Below are 6,540 nucleotides of genomic sequence, written 5' to 3' on the forward strand. Positions count from 1 at the left end.
CATATCGACGCCCGCGGAACTCCCACGGAAGTACCACGGAACTCCACAGCACGGAACTCCACAGAATGAGGACAGGGATGAGAAGAAGGAAGGCAGTCATCGCCCTCGGCCTGGCCGCCACCACGGTCATGACGGCCATGACGGGCTGTACCTCCGGGGTGAGCGACGGCAAGGTCCATCTCAAGATGGTGGAGAGCCTGACCAACCCCAGCCGCACCGCGGTCCTGAAGAAGCTCATCGCGGACTTCGAGAAGAAGAACCCCAAGATCAAGGTCGATCTCATCTCGCCGCCGACCGACCAGGCGGACCAGAAGATCCAGCAGATGCTGCAGTCCGGCAGCGGGGTCGACACGCTCGAGGTACGGGACATCACCGCCGGGCCGTGGGGGACCAACGGCTGGCTCTACGACATGAGCAAGGACCTCAAGGGCTGGTCCGGCTGGAAGGACCTCACCGACAACGCCGTCAAGTACTCCAAGGACGACAAGGGCCGTACCTACTACATCCCCTACGGCTTCTACGGGCTGAGCCTGTTCTACCGCTCCGACCTGATCAAGGAGGCGGGCTTCAAGCAGCCCCCGGCCAGCTGGGACGAGCTGCTGAACCAGGCGAGCAAGATCCAGAACCCGTCCAAGCGCAGTTACGGCTATGCGTTCCGGGGCGGGGCCAACGCCAACAGCAACGCGGTCGCCGTCATCGAGGCGTACGTCGCGGACAAGATCGACCGCGAGAACGGGTTCAAGCTCACCAACGGCAAGACGATCTTCTCGGCGCCCGAGGCGCTCGACGCCATGAAGACCTACCTCAAGCTGTTCAAGAAGGCGTCGCCGCCCTCGTCCGTCGCCTGGGGCTACCCGGAGATGGTGGAGGGCTTCTCCAACGGCTCCACGGCCTTCCTGCTCCAGGACCCCGAGGTCATCGCCACGGTGCGCCAGTCGAAGTCCATCAAGGAGAGCCAGTGGACCACGGCCCCCTTGCTGGCCGGCCCCAGCGGCAAGGCCGTCCAGCCGGTGGCATCCGCGGGCTGGGGCATAGCCGCCAAAAGCAAGCACAAGGCGGAGGCCATCAAGCTGATCGAGTTCCTCTCGCAGGGCGATGCCTCGACCACCTTCACCAAGGAGAACAGCCTGGTGCCGATCCTCAAGGGCGCGGGCGAGGACTCCTTCTACCGGACCGGGCCCTGGGCGAGCTATGTGACGATGACCGAGAACCCGGACACGTACCTCACCGTCGTCCAGCCGCGTGATGCGTCCTGGTGGACCGAGTGGGTCCAGAAGTCCGACGCCGAGGTGCAGAAGATGCTGCTGGGCAAGATGACGCCCGAGGAGCTGCTGGCCGGCTGGGACGCGTACTGGACGAAGAAGTGGAAGAGCCAGACGTGAGCCTGTCGACGTCCAAGCAGGCGGGGCGCCCCACCCGGCGGGGCGCCCGGCCCGCGCCCCTCAAGACGACGGACCCGCGCTCCCGCAAACCGGTGTTCACCATCCGCCGGAGCCTGGGCATCGCCGGGTTCATGGCTCCGGCCGCCCTCTTCGTCGCGGTCTTCATCTACTACCCGATGATCTCGGGCAGTCAGATGGCGTTCCGCAACTGGAACCTCAACGACCTCACCGACACCTCATGGGTGGGGTTCAAGAACTTCCAGACGATCTTCAGCGACCCGGTGTTCTACACCGTGCTCGACAACACCCTGATCTGGGTGGTCGCCTCGCTCGTCCCCCAGCTGGTGATCGGCTTCGCGATCGCCCTGTGGCTGCGCCGGCGCTTCCGCTTCCGGGGCCTCTACCAGGCTTTGATCTTCTTCCCGTGGGCCATCTCCGGATTTCTCATCGGCATTCTCTTCCGCTGGATGTTCAACAGCGAATTCGGCGTCGTCAACGACCTGCTGTCAAAGGTGGGGCTGATCGACGAGCCGATTCCGTGGCTGGCCGAGCCCAAGACGGCGATGGTCGCCGTCATCATCGCCAATGTCTGGTACGGCGTCACCTTCTTCGCCATCATGATCCTGGCGGCGCTGCAGTCCATCCCCGACGAACTGTACGAGGCGGCCGAACTCGACGGCGCGGGCAAGGTCCGTACGCTGTTCCAGGTCACCATTCCGTATATCCGCGCCACCCTGGCGCTGACCGTGCTGCTCCGGGTCATCTGGATCTTCAACTTCCCCGACATCATCTTCGGGATGACCGGCGGCGGACCGTCCAACGAGACCCATATCGTGACCACCTGGATGATCACGATCACCCAGCAAGGGGACTATGGAAAGGCCTCGGCGCTCGGGCTCATCGTCGTCGCGCTGCTCCTGGTGTTCTCCGTCTTCTACCTCATGGCCACCCGCGAGAAGAAGGGAGCGAGGTCTTGATACGCAAGGAGTCCTTCGCGGGACGCGCGACCCGGATCACGTTTCTGACGGTCTGGCTGGTCATCACGGTCTTCCCGCTGTACTGGATCACCATCACCTCGTTCAAGGCGCCCGGCGACATCTTCACCTTCCCGCTCGCCTACTGGCCCAAGGACTTCTCCTTCGAGAACTACAAGGGGCTTTTCAGCAAGGCCCAATTCGGTGACTACCTCACCAACAGCCTGCTCGTCGCGGCGGTCGCGGGCACGGTGGCGACGGCCATCTCCGTGCTCTCGGCCTATGTGCTGGCGCGGTTCGAATTCCGCAGCAAGACGTCGCTGCTGATGGCCGCCCTGGTCACGCAGATGATTCCGTCCTTTATCGCGCTCGGCCCGCTGTACACGATGATGACCCAGCTGAAACTGGTCGACAACCGGCTCGGGCTGATCCTCGTCTATATCGCGGTGTGCATTCCGTTCAGCACCGTGATGCTCCGCGGGTTCTTCGAGAACGTCCCGGACGCGCTGGAGGAAGCGGCCATGATCGACGGATGTTCGCGCTTCGGGGCGCTCTTCCGGGTGCTGCTGCCGGTGATGAAGCCGGGCATCGTGGCCGCGTTCATCTTCAACTTCGTGAACTGCTGGAACGAGCTCTTCCTGTCGGTCACCCTCATGAACAGCGATGCCAACAAGACCATCCCCACGGCACTGAACGGCTTTATCTCCAGCTTCAACATCGACTGGGGTTCGATGTCCGCGGCGGCCGTGCTCACCATCGTGCCGACCATGGTGCTGTTCGCCTTCGCCAGCCGCCATATCGTCCAGGGGCTGACCTCGGGCGCGGTGAAGGGCTAAGCGGTGAAGGGCTGAGCGCCCCCGGCGCGGGGGCCGGCGGGTACGGGTCCAGGTCAGCAGCTGGCGGGCCGTCCAGGTGTTGACGACCCGCTCCTGGGGGACACCGCACTCCTCCGCCCGGGCGCATCCGTCGATCTGCCAGTCGAGCTGGCCCGGGGCGTGCGCGTCGGTGTCGATCGAGAAGAAGACGCCCGCCTGAACGGCCTGGCGCAGCAGTCGGCGCGGCGGGTCCAGCCGCTCCGGGCGGCAGTTGATCTCCACGGCGGTACCCGCGGCGGCACAGGCGCCGAACACCTCGTCGGCGTCGAACCGCGACTCCGGGCGGCGCCCGTCGAGCAGCCGCCCGGTGCAGTGCCCCAACACATCGACCAGCGGGTTGCCCACCGCCGCGACCATCCGGCGGGTCATGGGGCGGGGGTCCATGCGCAGCTTGGAGTGGACCGAGGCCACCACCACGTCGAGCCGGTCCAGCAGCTCCGGCTCCTGGTCCAGGGAGCCGTCGAGGAGGATGTCGACCTCGATGCCGGTGAGCAGCCGGAACGGCGCGAGCCGCCCGTTCAGCTCCGCGATCACCTCCAGCTGTTCGCGCAGCCGGTCCGCGGACAGTCCGCGGGCCACGGTCAGCCGGGGCGAGTGGTCCGTGAGCACGGCCCAGTCATGGCCGAGGCGGGCCGCGGTGCGGGCCATGAGCTCGATCGGCGAGCCCCCGTCCGACCAGTCCGAATGCAGATGGCAGTCACCGCGCAGGGCGGTGCGCAGCGCGGCCCCGGGCCGCTCGTCCGGGCGGCCGCCCTCGGCCGACGCTCCGCCCCGGTACTCCTCCTCCAGCTTCGCCAGATAGCCGGGCACCTCTCCGGCCAGCGCCTCCCGGACCACCTGAAAGGTCGTAGGTCCGATCCCCTTGAGCGACCGCAGCGCGCCCGTGGCCGCCCGCCGCACCACCTCATCGGCGGACAGCTGTGACACCACCTCGGCGGCGGTACGGAAGGCGCGTACGCGGTACGTCGGGGCCTGGGCGCGCTCCAAGAGGAACGCGATGCGGTCCAGCGCCTCCACGGGTTCCATGGCGTGCCCTGCCCTTCTGCCGCGCCGGCCCCTCTGCCGCGCCTGCCCTCCGATGGCCCGGCCCTCTGATGTTTCCTCTCCAGGGTCGCGTGTTCCCGCTTCCGGCGCCCGTGGCGAGGGCGCGGCCGCCGTCCGCGATAACGATCGCCCGTCAGCCGTTGGCCGAACAGGCTGGGGAGCGAACGAGAGGTGCCCGAGGTGGAGAACCTTGCGATCAAGCGGGAGGACTGTCTGGGCGAGCGCGTCGCCCACGAGTTGCGGGTCCAGGTCATCAGCGGCCGGCTGCGGTCCGGTACCCACCTGGTCGAGGGCCAGCTCGCCGAGCGCTTCGACGTCAGCCGTGGCCCGGTGCGGGACGCGCTGCGCCGGCTCGAGGCGGAGGTCTGGTCGCCTCCCAGCGGCGCGGGGTGTACGTCACCGGCCTGGGCGCCGAGGATGTCGAAGAGCTCTACACCCTGCGCGACTCCCTGGAGAGCCTGGCCCTGACCCTGACCCTGGCCATGGACAGGGCGAGCGAGGACGACTGGGTCCACTCCCAGTCCTGTGTGGAGCGTATGCGGCAGGCCGCCGAGCGGTCGGACGCGCGGCTGTTCGCCGAGGCCGACCTGGCCTCACTCAGTCTTTAGAAACGGTTGGTGGAGGTCCGGCCGCGGGTCGGGACCTTTGTGGCCGTGCCGTCCCGGCGCGAGCTGACCGAGCTGTTCCAGATGAAGGAGCTGCTGGAGGGCGACGCCGAGCGGTACGCGGCGCTGGTCCACGAGTTCCACGACCTGATCGTCAAGGGCGCCGACAACAGCAAGCTGGAGGCGCACTACCGCACCCTGATGAACCAGTTGGCCTACGCCCGCCTGGTGCGCACCTCGCTGTCCCAGCCGGGGCGGCTCACCGAGTCGGACAGCGAGCACCACCGCGTGCTCACCCTGCATCCTGGCCAAGGACGGCGACGGCGCGGAGCGCGTGATGCGCGAGCATGTGCGGATGAGCCACCAGGCGCTGATGGCCGGCATCGACGAGCGGCAGAGCTGACCGCGGGAGGTCACCGCCGCCCGCGGGTCACTCGGCCGTCACCTCATCGGCCAGGGCGTGGCTGATGCTGCGGGTCGCCTCGTAGAGCTCCCGGTACAGGGGGTACCGGCGGTCGTAGACCGCGCGCCAGTCCTCGTCCGGTTCGACGGTCGCGACGATCGGGTTCCAGCCGGCGGTGTCGACGCCGAGGGCCTGGGCCGCGAGCGCCGCGTCGCCGAGGCAGGCGCCGACAGTCTCGGCCGGGATCTGCTGCGGCAGGCCGATCGCGGCGGAGACGATGGCCGTCCACAGGCTCCGGGCGCCGCCGCCCACCGCGACCAGGCGGTCGATACGGGCCCCGGCGTCGGCGAACGCCTCGAGGTTGTGGCGCACCCCGAAGGCGGTGGCCTCGAGCGCCGCCCGGTACAGCTCCGCCCGCCCGTGACGCAGCGTCAGCCCGATGACGGTGCCGCGCGCCCGGGGGTCGAACAGCGGGGTGCGCTCCCCGGCGAAGTACGGCAGCATCAGCAGGCCCCGCGAGCCGGGCGGCACCCGCTCGGCCTCGGCCAGCAGCGTGGCGAAGTCCGAACCGGTGAGTTCGCGCAGCCAGTCGGTGAGGCTGCCGGAGGTGGCCATGCCCGCCGCGAGGCAGTAGCTGTCCGGGCGCACTCCGGTGGTGCCCCACAGCGCGGGGTGGCGCATCGGCCGCTCGCCCATGACGGTGAGGAACATGGTCGAGCCGTACATCACCATGGTGTCGCCGGGGGCCAGCGCGTCCACGCTCGCGGCCTCCGCCCAGGCGTCGATGGTGCCCGCGGTGACCGGCACCCCCTCGGGCAGCCCGGTGGCCGCCGCGGCGGCCGGGTGCACGGTGCCCACCACCTCGCCGGGCCAGGCCAGGGCCGGGAGTTCAAGACCGGGGGCGACTTGCCGGGCCCAGGTGTCGTTCCAGCGCCGGGCGTCGAGGTCGTAGAGCGGGTCGCACTGGCCGGCCGAGTGGTGGTCCAGTACGTACTCCCCCGTCAGCCGGTGCACCAGCAGGCTGGAGGCCATGAAGAACCGGCGGGTCGCCCGCCAGACGTCCGGTTCATGGCGGGCGAGCCAGCGCAGCTTCGGGCCGACCGCCTGGCTGGTGAGCGGGGAGCCGCCGCGCGCCAGGATCTCCTGCGCGCCGAGTTCGGCGGTCAGCTCCGCGATCTCGGCGGTGGCGCGGGTGTCGACCCCGTACAGGATCGCGGGGCGCAGCGGGCGGCCGGCCGCGTCGGCGGGCAGCAGACA

General features: G+C 68.8%; 7 protein-coding genes and 1 pseudogene. 6 read left to right on the forward strand and 2 right to left on the reverse strand.

Annotated elements, in window-relative coordinates; translation table 11 throughout:
• Positions 1-77 precede the first annotated feature (77 nt).
• The 3 genes from CCN51_RS29000 to CCN51_RS29010 are packed head-to-tail and all read left to right on the forward strand — an operon-like array spanning position 78 to position 3,192.
• Positions 78-1,382: an ABC transporter substrate-binding protein gene (locus CCN51_RS29000; RefSeq protein ID WP_014173522.1), complete on the forward strand. Its 1,305-nt coding sequence runs from the start codon at positions 78-80 to the stop codon at positions 1,380-1,382.
• Entirely contained in the window at positions 1,379-2,359 is a 981-nt protein-coding gene (locus CCN51_RS29005; protein ID WP_014173523.1) for a carbohydrate ABC transporter permease, read from the forward strand. The genes CCN51_RS29000 and CCN51_RS29005 overlap by 4 nt, the downstream gene beginning before the upstream one ends.
• Positions 2,356-3,192 carry a carbohydrate ABC transporter permease gene (locus CCN51_RS29010; protein WP_014173524.1) on the forward strand — a complete coding sequence of 279 codons (837 nt, stop codon included), beginning with the start codon at positions 2,356-2,358 and terminating at the stop codon, positions 3,190-3,192. Before CCN51_RS29005 ends, CCN51_RS29010 begins: the two co-directional genes overlap by 4 nt.
• Before the next feature lie 21 nt (positions 3,193-3,213).
• On the opposite strand, the pseudogene CCN51_RS29015 reads toward CCN51_RS29010, so the two are convergent.
• Positions 3,214-4,257, reverse strand: a pseudogene (locus CCN51_RS29015) (PHP domain-containing protein); the annotation flags it as partial.
• 198 nt (positions 4,258-4,455) lie between these two features.
• Between CCN51_RS29015 and CCN51_RS58005 the strand changes: the two are divergent.
• From CCN51_RS58005 to CCN51_RS29025, 3 genes are read left to right on the forward strand one after another with little or no spacing between them, the layout of a single operon-like run.
• Positions 4,456-4,743, forward strand: coding sequence for a GntR family transcriptional regulator (locus CCN51_RS58005; RefSeq protein WP_238545273.1), 288 nt, complete (start codon positions 4,456-4,458; stop codon positions 4,741-4,743).
• On the forward strand, positions 4,665-4,883 hold the full coding sequence (locus tag CCN51_RS58010) for an FCD domain-containing protein (RefSeq protein ID WP_014173526.1): 219 nt from the start codon (positions 4,665-4,667) through the stop codon (positions 4,881-4,883). The genes CCN51_RS58005 and CCN51_RS58010 overlap by 79 nt, the downstream gene beginning before the upstream one ends.
• A gap of 9 nt (positions 4,884-4,892) precedes the next feature.
• On the forward strand, positions 4,893-5,348 hold the full coding sequence (locus CCN51_RS29025; RefSeq protein ID WP_014173527.1) for an FCD domain-containing protein: 456 nt from the start codon (positions 4,893-4,895) through the stop codon (positions 5,346-5,348).
• Here CCN51_RS29025 and CCN51_RS29030 read toward each other — a convergent pair.
• The coding region (locus CCN51_RS29030) for an FGGY-family carbohydrate kinase (RefSeq protein WP_086860256.1) at positions 5,311-6,540 on the reverse strand (1,230 nt) is incomplete at its 5' end. The two genes, CCN51_RS29025 and CCN51_RS29030, sit on opposite strands and share 38 nt — an antisense overlap.

Source organism: Streptomyces milbemycinicus (assembly GCF_002154605.1).
GTDB lineage: Bacteria > Actinomycetota > Actinomycetes > Streptomycetales > Streptomycetaceae > Streptomyces > Streptomyces milbemycinicus.

What these genes read in the sequence shown, in the direction of transcription:
- CCN51_RS29000 (WP_014173522.1), top strand. Translation starts at nt 78, where the DNA reads ATGAGAAGAAGGAAGGCAGTCATCGCCCTCGGCCTGGCCGCCACCACG.